The sequence below is a fragment of the Streptomyces incarnatus genome, from assembly GCF_001027185.1.
GTDB lineage: Bacteria > Actinomycetota > Actinomycetes > Streptomycetales > Streptomycetaceae > Streptomyces > Streptomyces puniciscabiei.
Genome location: NZ_CP011497.1, coordinates 4,700,739 through 4,719,174, shown reverse-complemented (window position 1 = coordinate 4,719,174; position 18,436 = coordinate 4,700,739). Strand labels below are relative to the sequence as shown.

At 72.0% G+C, this 18,436-nt stretch carries 19 protein-coding genes, 1 pseudogene and 1 riboswitch; of the genes and pseudogenes, 11 read left to right on the top strand and 9 right to left on the bottom strand.

The genetic code is table 11. The features are described 5' to 3' along the window. Positions 1–14: 14 nt before the first annotated feature. Positions 15–1,118 (top strand): GNAT family N-acetyltransferase, encoded by a 1,104-nt coding sequence (locus ABB07_RS21265; protein ID WP_208900185.1) that lies wholly within the window; start codon positions 15–17, stop codon positions 1,116–1,118. Here the strand turns inward: ABB07_RS21265 and ABB07_RS21260 are convergent. Together ABB07_RS21260 and ABB07_RS21255 are read right to left on the bottom strand one after the other, a co-directional pair. Continuing rightward, positions 1,100–1,381 (bottom strand): DUF4031 domain-containing protein, encoded by a 282-nt coding sequence (locus ABB07_RS21260; protein ID WP_208900184.1) that lies wholly within the window; start codon positions 1,379–1,381, stop codon positions 1,100–1,102. The genes ABB07_RS21265 and ABB07_RS21260 overlap by 19 nt on opposite strands. Beyond that, positions 1,378–1,761 (bottom strand): hypothetical protein, encoded by a 384-nt coding sequence (locus ABB07_RS21255; protein ID WP_208900183.1) that lies wholly within the window; start codon positions 1,759–1,761, stop codon positions 1,378–1,380. The genes ABB07_RS21260 and ABB07_RS21255 overlap by 4 nt, the downstream gene beginning before the upstream one ends. Positions 1,762–1,817: 56 nt before the next feature. Here ABB07_RS21255 and ABB07_RS21250 point away from each other — a divergent pair, with 56 nt between their 5' ends. From ABB07_RS21250 to ABB07_RS21235, 4 genes are read left to right on the top strand one after another with little or no spacing between them, the layout of a single operon-like run. Next, on the top strand, positions 1,818–2,723 hold the full coding sequence (locus ABB07_RS21250; RefSeq protein ID WP_208900182.1) for a MurR/RpiR family transcriptional regulator: 906 nt from the start codon (positions 1,818–1,820) through the stop codon (positions 2,721–2,723). Positions 2,724–2,769: 46 nt separating this feature from the next. After that, entirely contained in the window at positions 2,770–3,693 is a 924-nt protein-coding gene (gene murQ / locus ABB07_RS21245) for an N-acetylmuramic acid 6-phosphate etherase (RefSeq protein WP_208900181.1), read from the top strand. 16 nt (positions 3,694–3,709) lie between these two features. Next, positions 3,710–5,107 (top strand): PTS transporter subunit EIIC, encoded by a 1,398-nt coding sequence (locus tag ABB07_RS21240; RefSeq protein WP_208900180.1) that lies wholly within the window; start codon positions 3,710–3,712, stop codon positions 5,105–5,107. A 31-nt stretch (positions 5,108–5,138) separates the two neighbouring features. Next, positions 5,139–5,369 carry a hypothetical protein gene (locus ABB07_RS21235; RefSeq protein ID WP_208900179.1) on the top strand — a complete coding sequence of 77 codons (231 nt, stop codon included), beginning with the start codon at positions 5,139–5,141 and terminating at the stop codon, positions 5,367–5,369. 17 nt (positions 5,370–5,386) lie between these two features. Here the strand turns inward: ABB07_RS21235 and ABB07_RS21230 are convergent, their stop codons facing one another. Further along, the gene (locus ABB07_RS21230) at positions 5,387–6,055 is read right to left on the bottom strand and encodes a class I SAM-dependent methyltransferase (RefSeq protein ID WP_208903553.1); all 669 of its coding nucleotides are present in this window, start codon (positions 6,053–6,055) and stop codon (positions 5,387–5,389) included. Positions 6,056–6,148: 93 nt separating this feature from the next. Between ABB07_RS21230 and ABB07_RS21225 the strand changes: the two genes are divergently transcribed. After that, complete coding sequence (locus tag ABB07_RS21225; RefSeq protein WP_208900178.1) at positions 6,149–6,721, top strand: hypothetical protein; 573 nt, start codon at positions 6,149–6,151, stop codon at positions 6,719–6,721. Between the two features lie 3 nt (positions 6,722–6,724). Here the strand turns inward: ABB07_RS21225 and ABB07_RS21220 are convergent, their stop codons facing one another. Together ABB07_RS21220 and ABB07_RS21215 are read right to left on the bottom strand one after the other, a co-directional pair. Continuing rightward, positions 6,725–8,254, bottom strand: coding sequence for a carboxylesterase/lipase family protein (locus tag ABB07_RS21220; protein ID WP_208900177.1), 1,530 nt, complete (start codon positions 8,252–8,254; stop codon positions 6,725–6,727). Positions 8,255–8,348: 94 nt separating this feature from the next. Next, entirely contained in the window at positions 8,349–9,473 is a 1,125-nt protein-coding gene (locus ABB07_RS21215) for an NADH:flavin oxidoreductase (protein ID WP_208900176.1), read from the bottom strand. 117 nt (positions 9,474–9,590) lie between these two features. Here ABB07_RS21215 and ABB07_RS21210 point away from each other — a divergent pair, with 117 nt between their 5' ends. The 3 genes and pseudogenes from ABB07_RS21210 (at position 9,591) to ABB07_RS21205 (ending at position 11,401) form a co-directional block, all read left to right on the top strand. Beyond that, positions 9,591–9,857, top strand: a complete 267-nt coding sequence (locus ABB07_RS21210) for a hypothetical protein (RefSeq protein WP_208900175.1) — start codon at positions 9,591–9,593, stop codon at positions 9,855–9,857. A 246-nt stretch (positions 9,858–10,103) separates the two neighbouring features. Next, positions 10,104–10,546 (top strand): annotated as a pseudogene (locus tag ABB07_RS40920) (hypothetical protein); the annotation flags it as partial. Positions 10,547–10,723: 177 nt separating this feature from the next. Then, positions 10,724–11,401 carry a Uma2 family endonuclease gene (locus ABB07_RS21205; protein ID WP_208900174.1) on the top strand — a complete coding sequence of 226 codons (678 nt, stop codon included), beginning with the start codon at positions 10,724–10,726 and terminating at the stop codon, positions 11,399–11,401. A gap of 95 nt (positions 11,402–11,496) precedes the next feature. On the opposite strand, the gene groL is transcribed toward ABB07_RS21205, so the two are convergent. From groL to thrC, 4 genes are all read right to left on the bottom strand, one after another. Then, on the bottom strand, positions 11,497–13,119 hold the full coding sequence (groL, locus tag ABB07_RS21200) for a chaperonin GroEL (protein ID WP_014673417.1): 1,623 nt from the start codon (positions 13,117–13,119) through the stop codon (positions 11,497–11,499). Positions 13,120–13,405: 286 nt separating this feature from the next. Next, positions 13,406–13,609 carry a cold-shock protein gene (locus ABB07_RS21195; protein WP_004986573.1) on the bottom strand — a complete coding sequence of 68 codons (204 nt, stop codon included), beginning with the start codon at positions 13,607–13,609 and terminating at the stop codon, positions 13,406–13,408. 432 nt (positions 13,610–14,041) lie between these two features. Next, a complete protein-coding gene (locus ABB07_RS21190; RefSeq protein ID WP_208900173.1) occupies positions 14,042–14,317 on the bottom strand; it encodes a MoaD/ThiS family protein in 276 nt (91 codons plus the stop codon). After that, positions 14,314–15,597: a threonine synthase gene (gene thrC, locus ABB07_RS21185; protein ID WP_208900172.1), complete on the bottom strand. Its 1,284-nt coding sequence runs from the start codon at positions 15,595–15,597 to the stop codon at positions 14,314–14,316. The genes ABB07_RS21190 and thrC overlap by 4 nt, the downstream gene beginning before the upstream one ends. Before the next feature lie 17 nt (positions 15,598–15,614). After that, a riboswitch (SAM riboswitch) is annotated at positions 15,615–15,755 on the bottom strand. Positions 15,756–15,884: 129 nt separating this feature from the next. Here thrC and ABB07_RS21180 point away from each other — a divergent pair. Further along, positions 15,885–16,856, top strand: a complete 972-nt coding sequence (locus ABB07_RS21180) for a glucosyl-3-phosphoglycerate synthase (RefSeq protein ID WP_208900171.1) — start codon at positions 15,885–15,887, stop codon at positions 16,854–16,856. A 72-nt stretch (positions 16,857–16,928) separates the two neighbouring features. Further along, positions 16,929–18,368, top strand: coding sequence for an alpha,alpha-trehalose-phosphate synthase (UDP-forming) (locus tag ABB07_RS21175; RefSeq protein WP_208900170.1), 1,440 nt, complete (start codon positions 16,929–16,931; stop codon positions 18,366–18,368). Positions 18,369–18,436: the final 68 nt, after the last annotated feature.

Here is an 18,436-nt window from a genome sequence, read left to right as displayed (position 1 = left end):
CTAGGGTTCGCCCCATGCGACCGATAAACGGGGACGACCTGACGAAAGCCGTGGCCGACGCCACGGCGGCACTGCGCGCGGCGGTGGACCGGGACTGGAAGGCCGTACGGGCCGGGCGGGTGGAGTGGGACTGCCACGCCACCGCCGTCCACGTCGCCGACGACCTCATCGCCTACGCCGCCAACCTGGCCGGACGCGCCCAGGACGACTATCTCCCCTTCGAGCTCACCCTCGACGAGGGCACCGGCAACGCGGGCCTGCTGCACGTCATCGAGACGACCGGCGCGCTGCTCGCCGCCGCCGTCCGCACCGCCCCGCCCGGCGTCCGCGCCTTCCACCCCTACCCCTTCCGCAGCGCCGACGCCGAGGGCTTCGCCGCGATGGGCATCGCCGAAGTGCTGCTGCACACACATGACATGGCCGAGGGACTGGGCATCCCCTACGAGCCCCCGGCCGAGCTCGTCGCCTCCCTCCTGGCCTGCCTCTTCCCGCACGTCCAGCCCGGCCCCGCCCCCTGGCCGACCCTGCTGTGGGCCACCGGCCGCGGCGAGCTGCCCGGCCGCGCCCCGGTCACCGAGTGGCGCTGGCACAACAACCTCGTCATCCCGGCCGATCGCGTCACCCTGACCGGCGTCCGCCCGGCCGCCGCCCACGATCTGCGCCTGGGCGGCGACGGCGGCTTCACCTGGCTCGACGGCGGCCCGTACGAGGGCACCCGGGTGGCTTCCGGCTTCATGCTCAAGGCGTACGAAGCGGGCCTGCACCGGCCGGAGTTCGGGGTCTTCGTGCTGGTCCGGCACGAGGACGGCCGCGCGGTCGGCGGCATCGGCTTCCACGGCGCCCCTGACGAGCACGGCTGGGTGGAGGTCGGCTACGACCTCGTCGAAGGCGCCCGGGGCCAGGGATACGCCACCGAGGCGCTGCGCACGCTGGCGGACCGGGCGCTGGCCCGCGACGACGTCCAGATGGTGTTCGCGACCATCGAGCACGCCAACGTCCCCTCCCAGCGCGTGGCGTCCCGGGCCGGGTTCACCCGGGCGACCGTGGAGGAGGAGCGCGTCGCCCACGACGAGCACGGCATGGACGACGGGCTGCAGCTCTACATCCGCCGGGCCTGAGCCCCGTCGCGCTTGCGCCGGCGCAGGCCCGAGGCGTGCAGCAGCCGCACCACCTCGCGGCTGCTGACCTCGACCGCGCCGGCCGCCACCGCGTCCGCGTACCGGTGCGACGGAAGGTCGTAGTGGTCGCGTTCGAAGGCGCGTCTCGGCACGCCCAGCTCCTCGGCGAACGCGTGGAGTTCGTCGTACGACACGTCGCTGACCACGTGCGACCACATGCGGCCGTGTCCGGGCCAGGCGGGCGGGTCGATGTACAGCGTCACGAGGAGGTCAGTCCGCCCGTGGCGGAGCCCAGTGCGCCCACGGCCGCGACCTTCACGCCGGCCTTGTGGCACACCCAGTGCGGGTCGGGGCCCAGTTCGGGCTCCACGTCCAGGGCGTGCGGGTCGCCGGAGCCGCACACCGGGCACAGCGGCCAGCGGCCGTACCGGTCCAGCAGCGCGTCCTGTACGTCCTGGGCGATCAGCCCGGCGACATAGGAGGCGCCGTCCGGCCACTGTTCGACCCACCAGCGGCGCTCGGCGACGGAGTCCTCGACCAGCGAGACCACGTCCGCCTCCGCGACCTCGCCCGCGACCAGATCGGCGAGCACGAGGGCTCGGGCGGCGTGCAGGGCCTGCTCAAGGGGACCGATGGGCTCCATGGAACCCATTGTGCGCACTCTTGACCCCGGCGCCGAACCGAAAATATCTTTCATATGTGACCCAGGACGTGAAGGAAATTTTCGGCAGCCCGGGCGGATCCCTCGCCGCCAAGGTGCGCACCCTCGCCCCCTCCATGACCCGCTCCATGCAGCGCGTCGCGGAGGCCGTCGCGAGCGACCCGGCCGGTTGCGCCGCCCTGACGGTCACCGGCCTCGCCGAGCTCACCGGCACCAGCGAGGCCACGGTCGTCCGCACCGCCCGCCTCCTCGGCTACCCCGGCTACCGCGACCTGCGGCTCGCTCTCGCCGGGCTCGCCGCGCAGCAGCAGTCCGGGCGCGCGCCCGCCATCACGACCGACATCGCGGTGGACGACCCCATCGCCGACGTCGTCACCAAGCTCGCCTACGAGGAGCAGCAGACCCTCGCCGACACCGCCGCCGGGCTCGACACCGCCCAGCTCGGCGCCGCCGTGAGCGCCCTGGCCACCGCCCGGCGCACCGATGTGTACGGCATCGGGGCCTCCGGGCTCGTCGCCCAGGACCTCACCCAGAAGCTCCTGCGCATAGGCCTGATAGCCCACGCCCACAGCGATCCGCACCTCGCCGTGACCAACGCGGTGCAGCTCCGTTCGGGTGACGTGGCGATCGCCATCACCCACTCCGGCTCGACGGGGGACGTCATCGAGCCGCTGCGGGTCGCCTTCGAGCACGGAGCCACGACCGTGGCCATCACCGGCCGGCCGGACTCGCCGGTCACCCAGTACGCCGACCACGTACTGACCACGTCCACCTCACGGGAGAGCGAGCTGCGACCCGCCGCGATGTCCTCGCGGACGAGTCAACTGCTCGTGGTGGACTGCCTGTTCGTGGGAGTGGCCCAGCGGACCTACGACACGGCGGCGCCCGCGCTGGCCGCGTCGTACGAGGCGCTGGCGCACCGGCACCGGAGTTCTTCGCGCTAGGCCGCAGGGAATCGCACACCCCCCGCACTGGAGAGAGCCACCCCCCATGACCTCGCACGACCTGCGTCAGCAGTTGGCTTCCCTGACCACGGAAGCCTTCCGCCCCGAACTCGCCGACATCGACCGCCTGCCCACCCTCGACATCGCCCGCCTGATGAACGGTGAGGACGCGGGCGTGCCCGCCGCCGTGGCGAAGCAGTTGCCCCGGATCGCCGCCGCCGTCGACGCCGTGGCCGAGCGCATGGCGCGCGGCGGACGGCTGATCTACGCCGGTGCCGGCACCGCGGGCCGGCTCGGCGTCCTGGACGCCTCCGAGTGCCCGCCCACCTTCAACACCGACCCGGCGCGGGTCGTCGGGCTGATCGCGGGCGGCCCGGCGGCGATGGTGGCCTCCGTCGAGGGCGCCGAGGACTCCGGGGAGCTGGCCCGCCGGGACCTGGACGCGCTGGGGCTGGTCCCCGACGACACCGTGGTCGGCGTCTCCGCCTCCGGCCGCACCCCCTACGCGATCGGCGCCGTCGAACACGCCCGCGCCCTGGGCGCGCTGACCGTCGGCCTGGCCTGCAACGAGCACAGCGCGCTCGCGGCCGCCGCCGAGCACGGCATCGAGGTGGTCGTGGGCCCCGAGCTGATCACCGGCTCCACCCGTCTGAAGGCGGGCACGGCCCAGAAGCTGGTCCTCAACATGCTCTCGACCATCACGATGATCCGGCTCGGCAAGACCTACGGGAACCTGATGGTCGACGTGCGGGCGTCCAACGACAAGCTCCGGGCCCGCTCCCGGCGGATCGTGGCCCTGGCCACCGGCGCCTCCGACGCAGAGATCGAGAAGGCCCTCACCGAGTCCGGCGGCGAGGTGAAGAACGCGATCCTCGCCCTGCTCGCCGGCGTCGACGGCCCGACGGCCGCCCGCCTTCTGGAGGAGTCCGGCGGCCATCTGCGTGCCGCGCTGGCGCACGCGGCCCGCTGACCCGCACGCTCGGGGCGTGCGCAACGACCCCGCCTCCACCGCGACCGCCATCCTCCACCTGGTCGGCGGCCCGGCCAACGTCACCGCCGCGGCCCACTGCATGACCCGCCTCCGGCTGACCCTCACCGACCCGGCGGCCGCCGACGAGGAAGGGCTGCGCGCCCTGCCCGGTGTGCTGGGGGTGGTCGCCGACGGGCCCACCTGGCAGATCGTGCTCGGGCCCGGGGTGGTCGACGAGGTCACGGCGGAGGTGGCGGCACGGGCCGAGGCCGGGCGGCCCGTGCCCTGCGACACCGGGCCGGCGGACCGGTCGGCGGATCAGGCGGATCAGGCGGCGGACCGTACGGCCCTCAGGACCTCCCTGCGCCGGGTGGCGAACGTCTTCGTCCCGCTCATCCCCGCCCTGATCGGCTGCGGCATCCTGTCCGGCGTCAACGGCCTGCTGCTGAACACCGGCCGGCTCCCGGCCCTCACCCCGGCCCTGACCGCCATCGCCTCCGCCTTCCTGGCGCTGATCGCGGTGTTCGTCGGCCACAACACGGCGAAGGAGTTCGGCGGGACGCCCGTACTGGGCGGTGCGGTCGCGGCCGTGGTCGTCCACCCGGGCGTCGCGAAGGTGACGGCGTTCGGGACCCACCTCGTCCCCGGCCAGGGCGGGGTGCTCGGCGCGCTCGTGGCGGCGCTGCTGGCGACCCGCGTGGAGAAGTGGGTGCGGGGCCGGGTGCCGGGCGCGCTCGACGTCCTCCTCACGCCCACGGTCACCGTCCTCGTCCCGGGCCTGGTGACGCTGTACGGCCTGATGTACGCGGCCGGTGCGGTGGCGACCGCGATCGGCACGGCGGCGAACTGGCTGCTGGCCACCGCCGGCGCGGTCGCCGGCCTGCTCCTCGGGGGCCTCTTCCTGCCCCTGGTCATGGTCGGCCTGCACCAGGCCCTCATCCCCGTCCACACCACCCTCATCGAGCAGCAGGGCTACACCGTCCTGCTCCCCCTGCTGGCCATGGCGGGCGCGGGCCAGGTGGGCGCGGCGCTGGCGGTGTACGTCCGCCTGCGGCACGACACGGCGTTGCGTACGACGATCCGCTCGGCGCTCCCGGCGGGCCTGCTGGGCGTGGGTGAGCCGCTGATCTACGGGGTGTCCCTGCCGCTGGGCCGCCCCTTCCTGACCGCCTGCGCGGGCGGGGCGGCGGGCGGGGCGTTCGTCGGCTTCTTCGCGATGCTCGGCACCAAGGTGGGCGCGACCGCGATCGGCCCCTCCGGCTGGGCCCTGTTCCCGCTGCTGACGGGGAACAGGGGGGTGGGGACGGCGGCGGCGATCTACGCGGGCGGTCTGCTCACCGGTTACGCGGTCGGCTTCACGGCGACGTACCTCTTCGGCTTCCCCCGCGGCCCCCGAGTGGCGGCACCGGCGTGACGCCGGGACGGGGCACGTCGTTCCCCCGGGCATGATGAAGAAGCTCCTGGTCACCGCCGCCCTCACGGCCTCCGCCGCGGCCCTGGCCGCCCCCGCCCACGCCGACAACCGCGTCACCGACACCGATGCCGCCAGGTGTGTCGAGAACCTCGCCCTGCTGCCCGCGTTCAGTCCGGTCTCACCGCTGGCGCTGGCGGCCGGCGCCCTCGCCGCCGCCCCCGCCTGCGGGGCGCAGAGCGCCCTCGACCGCATCGCCGGCTGACCACCGGACGCGGGCCCTCAGCGGCCCGCCGGACCGCCGGGGGCGCGCCAGACAAGGGTGTACCGCCAGAAAAGCCGCCGCCGGAGCCGGGCTCCGGGGAGCAGCCGGCGCGCCTCCCGGGCGATCTCGTCGAAGGTCATCTCGGGCTCACGGACCGGCGCGGTCATCGAAACGGGCCGCCGCGAGGCCGGCCGCCCACGGTTCTTCACCCATCCCGTGAGCGCGTTCAGCGGTACGGCGACGAGCCCGAGCGTGTGATCGAGCGGGCCGGCGGCCCGCGCACAGCCGACGACGACCAGGGTGCCCCCGGGAGCCAGCTCCCTTCTGAGCCGGTCGAGAGTCCCGGCGAAGGGCAGATGGTGCAGCACGGCGACGCAGGTGATCACGTCGTACGGTCCACCGGGGATCCCCTCCGGGGCTTCCGCGAGGAGGTACCCGACCCGGGCAGCGGCCCCGGTCAGTTCCCGGGCCCGCCGGAGAATCCCCGGATCCGAGTCGATCCCCTGGACCCGCTCCCCCCGCCCGGCCAGCAGCCGCACCAGATCCCCGCTCCCGCACCCCACGTCCAGCGCCCTGCCGAACCGCCGGGGCAACTGCCGTAGCAGCCAGGGGTGGTAGTGCGCGTTGTGATCCCAGGGATGAGCGGCGTTGAACCGCTGGAGAACATCGACCACTCGGCTCGGCAACACGCGCCCACCCTACGGCGCTCCCGGTTCGCCCTGCCCGCCCTCCTGCCTGCCCGTCCTCCTGCCTGCCCCGCCCTCGTACCCTTGGGGAGCATGAACCACGCTCAGCTCGCCGCCCTCGGAAGGGCCCTGAGGGTGCTCGGGGATCACGGGGAGGCCCTGACCGCCGAGACCCCGGACGCCCGGCTGCACGAGATCAAGGCCGATCTGCGCCGGGCCCTCGACCTCGTGGAGGAGAGCACCGGGAGCAGCGCGCCCAGCACCCGCTGCCCCGAGCATCCCCAGGGCCCCGTGGACAAGAGCGCACCCGATCTGTGTCTGCTCTGTGAGACCCGGCGCCGGGCCGCCCGGCGGTCGGAGTTCCAGGGCAGCAGGCCGAACGCCGCGCAGCCGGTGGCGGCCGTGCCCTCGCGTTACGGGGTCCGCGCCGACCGGCCGCAGCCGCAGCAGCGCTGGCTGCCGGAGGCGTGGAACGGGCAGGAGTGGCAGCTGTGCGGGACGCCCCGGCGGGACCGGCGGGACGCGGAGGCGTATCTCGCCGCCCAGCGGCGCGGATCACGGCCCGCGATGGCCTACCGGCTCGTGCACGAGTTCACCGACTACGAGGTGCTGCGGGTGTGGGGCACCCCCGTGCACGTCGACATCGAGCCGATGGGCAACCTGTAGGCGTCAGGTCAGCAACGGCAGGGCCGGGAAGTCGTACCCCTCCCATATGCGCCTGCTCCGCTCCTCCGGGTACGGCGCCACCGTCGGCTCCGTGTCCAGGACCTGTACCGGCCGGGACCGGGGGTCGTAGCCCGGCCAGCCGGGGTCGCCGGTCCGGGCGAACGACGTCCAGGCGCCCCTCATGAACGCGGACAGCCGCTCCGCCTCCGGTGTGGGTCGGCCGCCGGGGAAGAGCAGAGCGCCCAGGTCCGCGCCGTAGGTGCCGAAGAGCAGCGGGAGGTCGAGGGCGTGGCAGGCGCCCAGGAGGCCGCCGCTGCCGGGGGCCGGCCAGGTCAGTTCGTAGACGTGGGCGCGGCCGCCGCCGGTGTGCTGGGCCTCCGCGAGGCGCAGGCTCGGTAGCGCGAACAGCCAGTCGGTCTGGACGCGTTCGAAGAGCTGCTCGGCGGAGGCGTCGGGGTAGGCCGCGCGGTAGGCCGCCGCGCCGCTCTCGCCACCCGGTGCGTACAGCCGCAGGGTCGCCGCCGCCAGGTCGTCCGTGACCCTGCCGGACAGGCCCGCCGTGACCAGGAACAGGCGGTACTCGTCGCGGTTGTGGCCGACCAGCAGGTCCACCTCTCTCGCCGCCCCCGATGCCAGGGCCTGCCAGGGGGTCGTCGGCAGCACGTCGCCGTCGACCACCGGGGCGAAGGGGACCGTCGTCGGGGCCGCCTGGCCCCAGCGGTCGGTGTGCTGGGGCATCTTGGTGCCCAGTGCCGCGCCGGCCTCGGTGAGGCGGTGCGGGTCGGTCGCGGCCAGATCGGCGGCCGTGGGTTCGCGTCCCGCCTCGGCGGCCAGTGCCCCCGCCAGGTCCCGGGCCAGGTCGGCGGAGAAGAACGTGCCGGGCACGCTCTGGGCCACCGCGCGGCGGAACAGGCCCCGTGCTCGGGGCATCGCCAGCAGGGAGGCGATCGAACCGGCGCCGGCCGACTCGCCGAAGACGGTGACCCGGGCCGGGTCACCGCCGAACGCGGCGATGTTCTCCTGGACCCAGGTCAGGGCCGCCACCTGGTCCAGCAGGCCCCGGTTGGCCGGTGCGCCGTCCCAGAGGGCGAAACCCTCCATGCCCAGCCGGTAGTTGAAGGTCACGAGCACCGCGTCGCCCGCGCGGGCCAGGTGCTGGGGATCGTAGCCCGGCTGGCCGCCGTGCCCCAGTTTGAAGGCGCCGCCGTGGATCCACACCAGCACCGGGCGGGCGGCGGACGGATCCGGGTCCGGTGTCCAGACGTTGACCGTGAGCCAGTCGGTGTCCTGCGGGGCGGGGAGCGGGGCCGTGCCGCCCAGGAAGCCGGCGTCCTGCGGGGGCGGCGGGCCGAACGCGTACGCCTCGCGGATGCCGTCCCAGGGGCGGGGCGGGCGCGGGGCCTGGAAGCGGGCCGCGCCGACGGGGGGTTCGGCGAAGGGGATGCCCCGGAACACCGACAGGTCCCGCTCGCGCAGGCCGCGCACCGCACCGTGGGCGGTGCGCACCACCGGCCCGGACTCGCTCTTCGTCATCGCTCGCTCCCCTGATCCCAGCCTGACTGCTCATCAGGGGAACGGGCGACGACGATCACGAGTGCCCGCAGAACGGCACCGGAAAGAGGGAGTTTCAGCTGAGCGTCTTCAGTGAAGCCGCGTCGTACGGCTTCAGCTCGTCGAAGCGGTCGGAGAGCACCTTGGCCGCCCACTCCGGGTCCTGGAGCAGCGCACGGCCGACGGCGACCATGTCGAACTCCTCGGCCTCCAGGCGGTCGAGGAGGTTGTCGATGCCCTTGACGCCGGAGCCCTCCCCCTTGAAGGCGCCCAGGAACTCGCCGTCGAGGCCGACCGAGCCGACGCTGATGACCTGCTTGCCGGTGAGCTTCTTGGTCCAGCCGGCCAGGTTCAGGTCCGAGCCGTCGAACTCCGGCAGCCAGTAGCGGCGGGTGGAGGCATGGAAGACGTCGACGCCGGCCGCCGCCAGCGGGGTGAGGATCGCCTCCAGCTCCTCGGGGGTCTCGGCGAGGCGGGCGGTGTAGTCCTGCTGCTTCCACTGCGAGTAGCGGAAGATGACGGGGAACTCGGGGCTGACCTTCTCGCGGACCGCGGCGACGATCTCCGCGGAGAACCTGGTGCGGGCCACCGGGTCGCCGCCGTAGGCGTCGGTGCGGCGGTTGGTGCCCTCCCACAGGAATTGGTCGAGGAGGTAGCCGTGGGCGCCGTGCAGCTCCACGCCGTCGAAGCCGATGCGCTCGGCGTCGGCGGCCGCCTGGGCGAACGCGGCGACGACGTCGTCCAGGTCCGCCTGCGTCATCGCCTTGCCGGTCGGCTCGGCACCCGCGGTGACCAGGCCGGAGGGGCCCATCGCGGGGGCCTCCGGGTAGGGGGCGTCGCCGTCCTTGCGGACCATGCCGATGTGCCACAGCTGCGGGACGATGGTGCCGCCCGCCGCGTGCACGTCCTCGGCGACCTTCGCCCAGCCCGCGAGCTGCTCCTCCCCGTGGAACCTCGGCACCCGGTCGCTCTGCCCCGCCGACTCGTGGCCCACGTACGTGCCCTCGGTGACGATGAGGCCGACGCCGGCGGCGGCGCGGCGGGCGTAGTACGAGCGCACGTCCTCGCCGGGGACGCCGCCCGGGGAGAACATGCGGGTCATCGGCGCCATCACGATCCGGTTGGGAACGGTGAGACCGTTGAGCGCGATCGGGCGGGACAGGATCTGGGCCGCGCGGGAGGCGGGCGTCGTGACGGTCACGGGGGCTCCTGGTGAATGACTCTGCTGACCGGGCGGTATGTGTGCACGCATTGTTGCAGCTTCTGAACTAACGAGCTGTGCGCCGGCCCACATTCCCGCCCCCACCGAAGCCTTCACGTGACGCCACTCACACTGGCCCGGTTCAACTGCCGCACCCGCTCCCGCAGCACCGCGTCCGGCGGCGCCGGCTCGACCGACTCCGGCGGACAGTCCCACTCCCGCCCGCCACCGAGGGGACGCAGCCGCACCCGGCCTCCCACGCGCCCCATCACCTCACCGACCCGCCCACTGCGCACGTCGACGGCGTACTCGCACCCCGACCCGGCACAGGGCCGCGCGCAGCGCGAGGCCTGGTCGGCGTTCGCCTCGGGGCTCAAGCCCTGAGATTCGAGACCTCTTTCCAAGGAACGGGTGGAGGGCCCAACCCGCCCACCCACCCCGCGAGTTGACGCACCGCGCTCGACTTGCCACGCACGGTCACAAGGCTCTAGCGTGCCCGCATAACGAACAGCCCCCGTCAGGTGCTGGAACACCTGCGGGGGCTTGACCGACGAGATCGAAGAAGGCGATCCCGTGGCTGACACCCACTTTAGCCCTGCCTCCCTGCCCGCGCACGCGACCCCGCACCCGATGGCCAATCCGGGCTACGGCAAGCGCTCCGCGCCGGACCAACGCCCGCGCACCCACCACGACTTCTCGCACCTCACGCCCCGTGAGGCGGCCGTCGCCGGGTACCTCGACCGCCTCCCCGAAGGCGCCGACATCTCGGTGAAAACGCTGGCCAAGCAGCTCCCCTACGGCCAGTGCGCACTGCGGACCATCCTCAACCGCCTTCAGGCGGCGGGGCACTTGCGGCGCGGCCGGGAGCGGCTGGAGACGGACTCCGGCGGCACCCGGTGGATCACCCGATCGTGGTGGTCCCGTACCGCGCGCGACGACGCCTGGTGGGGGCGTTCACGCGCGGCGACGTACCGGAGGAGCCGGCCGGACCGCCGCCGGGCCCCACCCGGTCCCGCGCCCACATCCTGCTCGCCGCCCTGGGCCGTACGGCGCCCGTGCTGTCGCTGTCCGCCAGACGGGCGCGCACCTACACGCTCCAACGCGCCCCTACCTCCTTCGGCGGTCCAGGGCCGCGCGGCCGGGATTCGCGCTGCTATGGCGTCCACCCGACGAGAAAGGACACCCGTATGACCGCTCCTACGGTCCGACGACACCGGTCCGGGGCACGATGGAGGGGAGGAGGCAATGCCATGACCCCCAGCACCGCCCAGCGCCCGCAGATGTCCGCCGAGGACTTCGAGGAACTTGCCCGCAGGGCACCGGAGAACGTGCGGTTGGAGTTCATCAACGGCCGCGTGTACGTGAAGGGCGACCGCATCTCGGTCGAGGACTTCGAGGAGCTGGCCCACGAGGCTCCAGAGGGCGTGAAGCTCGAACTCATTGACGGAAAGCTAGAGGTCAAGCCGTTGCCGGACCAGCGTCACCGGGGCATCATCGTGTGGCTCATGCGGCTGTTCATGCAGGTGCGCCCCGAACTGGCCCTCTACCCCGAGCAGCAGCTCAAGATCGGCGCCTACCGCAAGGGCCACGCCTGTGCGGACGGTGCGCTGGCGCCGTTCAACCACTTCATCGCCCAGGAAGGCGACTGGGCAGACCCCGACGGCGTCCTCATGGTCGTGGAAGTCACCTCTCGCGATCGTGACACCGACCGGCGGGACCGCGTCGACAAGGTCCGCGGTTACGCCGAGGCTGGTATCCCCGTCTACCTGCTGATCGACCGGGACGACGACACGATCGTCGTGCACAGCGACCCCAAGGACGGCCGTTACCAGCAGTCGCCCTCCTACTCCTGGGGCGCGACGGTCCAGCTCCCGCCTCCGGTCGGCATCACCCTGAACACGGAGGACCTCAAGGACTACGCCGACTGAGCCCGGAACCCGGAAACGCCCGAGGGCGGCACCCCAGCCGGAAGCTGGAAGCACCGCCCTCGGTCCGAAGGACAGGCGATCAACCGTCAGGTCGATCAGAAGTCCATGTCACCGCCCGGCATGCCGCCGCCGGCCGGCGCGGCGGCCTTCTCCGGCTTGTCGGCGATGACGGCCTCGGTGGTGAGGAACAGCGCGGCGATGGAGGCGGCGTTCTGCAGCGCGGAACGGGTCACCTTCGCCGGGTCGATGATGCCCTCGGCGACCAGGTCGACGTACTCGCCGGTCGCGGCGTTCAGGCCGTGGCCCGGGGTCAGGTTGCGCACCTTCTCCACCACGACACCGCCCTCGAGGCCGGCGTTGACGGCGATCTGCTTCAGCGGGGCCTCGAGCGCGATGCGCACGGCGTTGGCGCCGGTCGCCTCGTCACCCTCGAGCTCCAGCTTCTCGAAGACCTGGGAGGCCTGCAGCAGGGCCACGCCACCACCGGCGACGATGCCCTCCTCGACGGCCGCCTTGGCGTTGCGGACGGCGTCCTCGATGCGGTGCTTGCGCTCCTTGAGCTCCACCTCGGTGGCGGCACCGGCCTTGATGACCGCGACACCGCCGGCGAGCTTCGCCAGGCGCTCCTGCAGCTTCTCGCGGTCGTAGTCGGAGTCGCTGTTCTCGATCTCGGCGCGGATCTGGTTCACGCGGCCGTTGACCTGCTCGGAGGAGCCGGCACCGTCGACGATGGTGGTCTCGTCCTTGGTGATGACGACCTTGCGGGCGCGGCCCAGGAGGTCCAGGGTCGCGTTCTCCAGCTTGAGGCCGACCTCCTCGGAGATGACCTCGCCGCCCGTGAGGATGGCGATGTCGCCGAGCATGGCCTTGCGGCGGTCACCGAAGCCCGGGGCCTTGACGGCGACGGACTTGAAGGTGCCGCGGATCTTGTTGACGACCAGGGTCGACAGGGCCTCGCCCTCGACGTCCTCGGCGATGATCAGCAGCGGCTTGCCCGACTGCATGACCTTCTCCAGCAGCGGGAGCAGGTCCTTGACCGAGGAGATCTTGGAGTTGGCGATGAGGATGTACGGGTCCTCCAGCACCGCCTCCATGCGCTCCATGTCGGTCGCGAAGTAGGCGGAGATGTAGCCCTTGTCGAAGCGCATGCCCTCGGTGAGCTCGAGCTCCAGGCCGAAGGTGTTGCTCTCCTCGACGGTGATGACGCCTTCCTTGCCGACCTTGTCCATGGCCTCGGCGATCAGCTCGCCGATCTGGGTGTCGGCGGCGGAGATGGACGCGGTGGAGGCGATCTGCTCCTTGGTCTCGACGTCCTTCGCCTGCTCCAGCAGGGCGGCGGAGACGGCCTCGACGGCCTTCTCGATACCGCGCTTCAGGGCCATCGGGTTGGCGCCGGCGGCGACGTTGCGCAGGCCCTCCTTGACCAGGGCCTGGGCGAGCACGGTCGCGGTGGTCGTACCGTCACCGGCGACGTCGTCCGTCTTCTTGGCGACTTCCTTGACCAGCTCGGCGCCGATCTTCTCGTACGGGTCCTCGAGCTCGATCTCCTTGGCGATGGAGACACCATCGTTGGTGATCGTGGGGGCGCCCCACTTCTTCTCGAGGACGACGTTGCGACCCTTGGGGCCGAGCGTCACCTTCACGGCGTCCGCGAGCTGGTTCATGCCGCGCTCGAGGCCGCGCCGCGCCTCCTCGTCGAACGCGATGATCTTGGCCATGTGAAGTGGTCCCTCCAGGACTGGGGGTGATTCCTTCGGACCGCGCCCGCGCCCGCGACGGACGGCTCGCCGGCCCGTGGTTCCTTGCCCCACTTGGCCTGCGGGCCTCACCGACCCGGTCCTTCTTTGTCACTCTCACCTTCAGAGTGCTAACGCCAATGATTAGCACTCGGCCTGGTCGAGTGCAAGCGGCTCAGCCGGATCAGCCTGGGGCGAACGGGGCAGCCCGGACACGGCGAAGGGCCCGCACCCTGTGCGAGGTGCGGGCCCTTCGTGCAAGAAACGTTCAGGCGGTGACGCGAACCATGTCGGCCTGCGGACCCTTCTGGCCCTGCGAGATCTCGAACTCGACCCGCTGGCCCTCTTCCAGGGTGCGGTAGCCGTCCATCTGAATCGCGCTGTAGTGGACGAAGACGTCCGCACCACCGTCGACCGCGATGAAGCCGTACCCCTTCTCCGCGTTGAACCACTTGACGGTGCCCTGAGCCATGCCTAACTCCCCTATTACTGGCCCTTGCACAGATCCGCACTTCGCGGATCCGGGTCAGACCTCACCCCCCATCGGACGGGGGCGTGCGCCGGAACGCGTCGACCGCGGCTGAATGTATCTGTCCAACTGCCGTCTGCAACAGGTCAATCGGACGAGAATTCTGGACGGGAACGGTCCGGAATGTGGTGAGAATTCAGCAGACTTCGGGGCAAGTCGGGCTACACAAACCACCACAAAAGCCGCATAAGGCCCGCGTATTTTGGCTGCTTCTCATCGGGTGTGCGGCATGAATTCAGGGCCCCCGACCGGTCCGGCCGAGAGCGCGTTCCCCAACTCTACCGCGCTCAATCACACAGAATTGCCCCCTCCGCTTCTCTCACGGAGGAGGCAATTCGATGAACAATGCGTAACTGAAGTTACCTAAGGTAACGATCAGCCGCCCGCGACGGCCGGAATGATGGACACGCCGGCGCCGTCCGGGGTGGCGGTGTCCAGGCCCTGCTCGAAGCGCACGTCGTCGTCGTTGACGTAGACGTTGACGAACCGGCGCAGCTTGCCCTGGTCGTCCAGCACCCGCGCGGCGATCCCGGTGTGGTTCTTCTCCAGATCGGCGATGACCTCGGCGAGGGTCGCGCCCTCGGCGCTGACCTCCGCCTGGCCACCGGTGTAGGTGCGCAGGATGGTGGGGATGCGAACGGTCACGCTCATGCGAGGCCAGCCTCTCGGAAGGAGTCCAGGGTCGGTCGGATGGTGGCGGTGAGGCCGGTCCCGGCCACCGCGTCCAGGGTCTTCAGGCCGTCGCCGGTGTTGAGGACCACCGTGGTCCTCGCCGGGTCCAGGACGCCGTCCTTGAGCAGCTTGCGGGTGACGCCGACGGTCACGCCGCCCGCCGTCTCCGCGAAGATGCCCTCGGTGCGGGCCAGCAGCTTGATGGCGTCGACGACCTCCTCGTCCGTCACGTCCTCCACGGCACCGCCGGTGCGGCGGGCGATGTCCAGGACGTACGGCCCGTCGGCCGGGTTGCCGATGGCCAGGGACTTGGCGATGGTGTTCGGCTTCTGCGGCCGTACGACGTCGTGACCGGCCTTGAAGGCGGTCGACACCGGCGAGCAGCCCTCGGCCTGGGCGCCGAAGATCTTGTACGGCTTGTCCTCGACGAGCCCCAGCTTGATCAGCTCCTGCAGACCCTTGTCGATCTTCGTGAGCTGGGAGCCGGAGGCGATCGGGACCACGATCTGGTCGGGCAGCCGCCAGCCGAGCTGCTCGCAGATCTCGTACGCCAGCGTCTTGGAGCCCTCCGCGTAGTACGGCCGCAGGTTGACGTTGACGAAGCCCCAGCCCTCGCCGGCCGGGTCGCCGATCAGCTCCGAGCAGAAGCGGTTCACGTCGTCGTAGTTGCCCTCGATCCCGACGAGCTCGCCGCCGTAGACCGCGGCCATGACGACCTTGCCCTGCTCCAGGTCGTGCGGGATGAACACGCACGAGCGGAAGCCGGCCCGGGCGGCGGCGGCGCCGACGGCACCGGCGAGGTTGCCGGTGGAGGAGCAGGACAGGGTGGTGAAGCCGAAGGCGCGGGCGGCCTCCAGGGCCTGGGCGACCACGCGGTCCTTGAAGGAGTGGGTCGGGTTGCCGGAGTCGTCCTTGACGAACAGCCCGCCGGTGACGCCGAGTTCGGCGGCGAGGTTGTCGGCCTTGACGAGCTTGGTCCAGCCCGGGTTCAGGTTCGGCTTGTCGGTCACGTCGGCCGGGACCGGGAGCAGCGGCGCGTACCGCCAGATGTTGGCGGGGCCGGCCTCGATGCGGCGGCGCAGCTCCTCGGTGTCGTAGGCGGAGAAGTCGTAGGCGATCTCCAGCGGGCCGAAACACTCCTCGCAGGCGAACACCGGGCCGAGCGGAACACGGTGACCGCACTCGCGACAGCTCAGGGCCGCGGCGGGACCGAGGTCGACGGTGGAATCGGTGGAGCTTGCAACTGTCTGCACAGCCATGGAGGCGAGGCCCTTTCTCCTCATCTTCCTCACGACGCACCTCGCCGTGAGACGGATTTGGCACCTTCCCTGGCCTGGAGCCTCGCGGAGACGAGTTCGGCTCAGGGGGGTTGCCGGGGCTTCATCGGGCCGTGTCCCTCTGCCCCTCTGGATGAGCGGTATGCAGTTGTGGGCGCGCGGTCGACCCCGACATGCGATGGTCACCGGCGTTGTTCAAGACTGTAACCGAAGGCCAGGACAGTTGAGATAGTCGTCCGAACCGCGAGACACGTGAGGAGCCGCTGACTGTGCTGGAAGAAGTCGAGCGCTGGCTGGCCACCCGCTCCTGGTCGGTGACCGATCGCCCGCTGCACAAGATCCTCGCGGCCAAGCAGCGCACGGGCCAGTCGGTCTCCGTCGTGCTGCCCGCGCTCAACGAGGAGGAGACGGTCGGCGACATCGTCGCGGTCATCCGCCACGACCTCGTGGAGCAGGTGCCGCTCGTCGACGAGATCGTGGTGGTCGACTCCGGCTCCACCGACCGTACCTCCGCGGTCGCCGCCGCCGCGGGCGCGCGGGTCGTGCACCGGGACGAGATCCTGCCCCGCATCCCCGCCGTCCCCGGAAAGGGTGAGGTGCTGTGGCGCTCGCTCCTGGTCACCACCGGGGACATCGTCTGTTTCGTCGACGCCGACCTGCGCGACTTCTCCTCCGACTTCGTCTCCGGGATCGTCGGCCCGCTGCTCACCGAGCCGGGCGTGGACCTGGTCAAGGCGATGTACGACCGCCCGCTCGCCGCGGAGTTCGATGCGCTCGCCCCCGGCAGGACGGCCGGCCAGGGCGGCCGGGTCACCGAGCTGATGGCCCGCCCGCTGCTGAACATGCACTGGCCGCAGCTGGCCGGATTCGTGCAGCCGCTGGGCGGCGAGTACGCGGCCCGGCGCAGCCTGCTGGAACAGCTCCCCTTCCCGGTCGGGTACGGCGTGGAGCTGGGCATGCTGGTGGACGCCCTGCACCTGGTGGGCCTCGACGCGCTGGGGCAGGTCGACGTGGGCGTGCGCAAGCACCGCCACCAGGACGGGCAGGCGCTCGGCCGGATGGCCGCGGCGATCTACCGCACCGCCCAGCTGAGGCTGGCCCGCGGCCATCTGATCCGGCCCGCCCTCACCCAGTTCGAGCGCGGCGAGGACGGCTTCGAGCCGCGCACCTACTCGGTCGACACCGAGGAACGACCACCCATGGTGGAGATCGCCGAGTACGCCGAGCGCCGGGTGGCCTGAGTTCGTATACGGCGGTGACACGAGGCGTGGCCGTACGTTTGAGCGTTTCCGGGCCGGGCTAGGTTGAGGACCATGGCTTCCACGCAGGGTGCTGCCGAGAGGGCTCGGGTGCTGGTCGCGTCCAACCGCGGGCCGGTGTCGTACACGGTGGACGAGGACGGCTCGCCGCGCGCCAAGCGGGGCGGCGGCGGGCTGGTCTCGGGACTGTCGGCCATCGGGCCGGACGCGGACTCGCTGTGGGTGTGCGCGGCGCTCGGCGACGGGGACCGGGAGGCGGTACGGCGCGCGGGCGGCGGGCCGCTGCCGGACGAGGACACCGGCGGGCAGCGGGTGCGGATGCTGGACATCGACGCGCAGGTGCACGCCGACGCCTACAACGGGATCGCCAACTCGGTGCTGTGGTTCGTGCACCACATGCTGTACCAGACCCCGCTGGAACCGGTCTTCGACGCGGAGTTCCGGCGGCAGTGGGCGTCGTACGAGGCCTACAACCGGGCGTTCGCCGAGGCGCTGGCCGGGGCGGCGGCCGAGGGGGCGGCGGTGCTGGTGCAGGACTACCACCTGTGCCTGGTGCCCGGCATGCTCCGCGAGCTCCGGCCCGACCTGCGGATCGGGCACTTCTCCCACACCCCGTGGGCGCCCCCCGAGTACTTCGGGCTGCTCCCGGGGGACATCCGCGAGCAGCTGCTGGCGGGCATGCTCGGGGCGGACCGGGTGGCGTTCCTGACCAGGCGGTGGGCGAACGCGTTCACGGAGTGCTGTCAGGCGGTACTGGGCCCCGGGGCTCCGGCCGTGCGGGTCGGAGTGCACGGGCTTGGCGCCGACGCCGACTTCCTGCGCAAGCGGGCCCACGAGCCCGATGTGGACGAGCGGCTGGCGGCGCTGCGCGCGGAGATCGGCGAAGGCCGCAGGAGCATCGTGCGCGTCGACCGCACCGAGCTGTCGAAGAACATCGTGCGCGGCCTGCTGGCGTACCGGCAGCTGCTGGACGACCACCCCGAGTGGCGTGAACGGGTGGTGCATCTCGCGTTCGCGTACCCCTCCCGCCAGGACCTCGCCGTGTACCGCGACTACACCGCCGAGGTGCAGCGGGTGGCGCAGGAGATCAACTCGGTCTACGGCACGCCCGGCTGGACCCCGGTCGTGCTGCACGTCAAGGACGACTTCGCGCGCTCCCTGGCCGCGTACCGGCTCGCCGACGTGGCGCTGGTCAACCCCATCCGGGACGGCATGAACCTGGTCGCCAAGGAGGTGCCGGTGGTCTCCGACCAGGGCTGTGCGCTGGTGCTGTCCCGGGAGGCCGGGGCGTACGAGGAGCTGGGCGCCCACGCGTTCCCGGTGAACCCCTACGACGTGCTGGAGACCGCGCGGGCCCTGCACGCGGCGCTGTCCCTGCCGCCGGAGGAGCGGGCGGACCGCACCAAGCGGCTGGCGGCGGCGGCCACCGCGCTTCCCCCGGCCCAGTGGTTCCTGGACCAGCTGCGGGCGCTCGAGGACCTTCAGCCCAGCTGATCCGCGAGGGCCCCCAGCAGGCGTACGACACCGGCGGGGCCGTCGACCACCACGTCCGCGCGGTCCAG

What these genes read in the sequence shown, in the direction of transcription:
- ABB07_RS21265 (WP_208900185.1), top strand. Translation starts at nt 15, where the DNA reads ATGCGACCGATAAACGGGGACGACCTGACGAAAGCCGTGGCCGACGCC.
- ABB07_RS21255 (WP_208900183.1), bottom strand. Translation starts at nt 1,761, where the DNA reads ATGGAGCCCATCGGTCCCCTTGAGCAGGCCCTGCACGCCGCCCGAGCC.
- murQ (WP_208900181.1), top strand. Translation starts at nt 2,770, where the DNA reads ATGACCTCGCACGACCTGCGTCAGCAGTTGGCTTCCCTGACCACGGAA.
- ABB07_RS21235 (WP_208900179.1), top strand. Translation starts at nt 5,139, where the DNA reads ATGATGAAGAAGCTCCTGGTCACCGCCGCCCTCACGGCCTCCGCCGCG.
- ABB07_RS21225 (WP_208900178.1), top strand. Translation starts at nt 6,149, where the DNA reads ATGAACCACGCTCAGCTCGCCGCCCTCGGAAGGGCCCTGAGGGTGCTC.
- ABB07_RS21220 (WP_208900177.1), bottom strand. Translation starts at nt 8,254, where the DNA reads ATGACGAAGAGCGAGTCCGGGCCGGTGGTGCGCACCGCCCACGGTGCG.
- ABB07_RS21205 (WP_208900174.1), top strand. Translation starts at nt 10,724, where the DNA reads ATGACCCCCAGCACCGCCCAGCGCCCGCAGATGTCCGCCGAGGACTTC.
- groL (WP_014673417.1), bottom strand. Translation starts at nt 13,119, where the DNA reads ATGGCCAAGATCATCGCGTTCGACGAGGAGGCGCGGCGCGGCCTCGAG.
- ABB07_RS21195 (WP_004986573.1), bottom strand. Translation starts at nt 13,609, where the DNA reads ATGGCTCAGGGCACCGTCAAGTGGTTCAACGCGGAGAAGGGGTACGGC.
- ABB07_RS21190 (WP_208900173.1), bottom strand. Translation starts at nt 14,317, where the DNA reads ATGAGCGTGACCGTTCGCATCCCCACCATCCTGCGCACCTACACCGGT.
- thrC (WP_208900172.1), bottom strand. Translation starts at nt 15,597, where the DNA reads ATGGCTGTGCAGACAGTTGCAAGCTCCACCGATTCCACCGTCGACCTC.
- ABB07_RS21175 (WP_208900170.1), top strand. Translation starts at nt 16,929, where the DNA reads ATGGCTTCCACGCAGGGTGCTGCCGAGAGGGCTCGGGTGCTGGTCGCG.